At 46.4% G+C, this 1,393-nt stretch carries 1 protein-coding gene and 1 pseudogene; both read right to left on the bottom strand.

The features are described from left to right. Window positions 1–187: 187 nt before the first annotated feature. Window positions 188–1,219, bottom strand: coding sequence for an ABC transporter ATP-binding protein (locus R7F67_RS23840; RefSeq protein ID WP_025506985.1), 1,032 nt, complete (start codon window positions 1,217–1,219; stop codon window positions 188–190). After that, a pseudogene (locus R7F67_RS23845) lies at window positions 1,219–1,393 on the bottom strand (iron ABC transporter permease); the annotation flags it as partial. The pseudogene R7F67_RS23845 and the gene R7F67_RS23840, both read right to left, overlap by 1 nt.

Consider the following 1,393-nt stretch of genomic DNA (forward strand, 5'->3'; position numbering starts at 1 on the left):
CTTCAACAGTTTAAAGACTTCTTGTCTCTATAACTGACCTTGTGCCCGCTTCGAGCACAATGATGAGAGCCGACGCTGTCTGGAAAAGGCGATCATCAACAGGAGAAGAGCACTTGCCCGGCATCACTGCCGGGCTTTTTTGTATCTACAAATCGAGAATGGATTCGCAATCCCGTATGCAGAGACATTAAGCGAACGCTAGCACGCCTTGAGTTTCGATCTTCACAGCAACACGCTCACCGATATGAAGCGGCTGTGATGCGATAGCCAGTAGACGATCACCATTAGCATCAATCACATAACGACAATGATCACCCATGAAGTGCTGCTCAAGCACAGTGACCGCACTGTCTTCATCCGATTGAATTTGGACGTGTTGTGGTCGCAGTAGTAATGAACAAGCAGATTGTATTTGAATCTCTTGCTGCGCACTCGCCTCAACTACACCAATATGGGTTTCGTATTCCGTATCTGAAATGCGCGTTGCGGCTAGGTAGCTACCACCACCTAAGAAGTCTGCAACAAACTTGCTCGAAGGTTGGTAGTAGAGTTCTGAAGCCGTGCCGTATTGCTCAATAACACCGTGGTTCATCACCGCCATTTTGTCGGCAAACGCAAATGCTTCTTCACGACTGTGAGTCACGAAAATCGCTGTAACGCCTTGTGCCTTAAAAATCTTACGGATCTCGCTAATTAACTCGTGACGAACCTGAGTATCAATATTGGAAAACGGTTCATCCAAAAGCAGCAAATCAGGGCTGTAAGCCAGAGAACGGGCAATCGCAACGCGCTGCTGTTGCCCACCAGAAAGCTGATGTGGATAACGATCGGCGTAACCTTGAAGGTGCACGAGTTCTAGCATTTCATCGACTTTCGCGCGCTTTTCTTGTGCAGATTGATGCTTCAAGCCAAAGGCTATATTTTGCGCAACTGTCAGATGAGGAAATAGTGCATAATCTTGGAAGATCATTCCGATATTGCGCTCTTCTGGCGGCAACCAATTTTCACCATCATCAATCGTCTGACAATTTAAGCTCATTTGACCAGAAGTAAGAGGCAGCAAACCAGCAATCGCTTTCAACAATGTCGTTTTGCCACAACCACTCGCCCCTAAAAGACAAACGATTTGCCCCTGTTCCACTTCAAGCGACAAAGACTCTAAAACGGTTTGAGCATCGTATTGGCAAGTTAGGTTTTTAATTGATAGTGCGCAGCTCATCAGTGATTTTGCTCCAGTGAACGGTTAACAACAACAAGCGGGATCAACCCAACAAGAACCAACAATACAGCAGGCAGAGCTGCCAATTCTAAATGCTCATCCGAGGCAAAGTTATATACGTATGTTGCCAGTGTTTCAAAATTGAATGGACGCAGAAGCAGAGAGGCATTGAGC

This window comes from Vibrio sp. YT-17 (assembly GCF_033337375.1).
Classification (GTDB): Bacteria; Pseudomonadota; Gammaproteobacteria; order Enterobacterales; family Vibrionaceae; genus Vibrio; species Vibrio alginolyticus.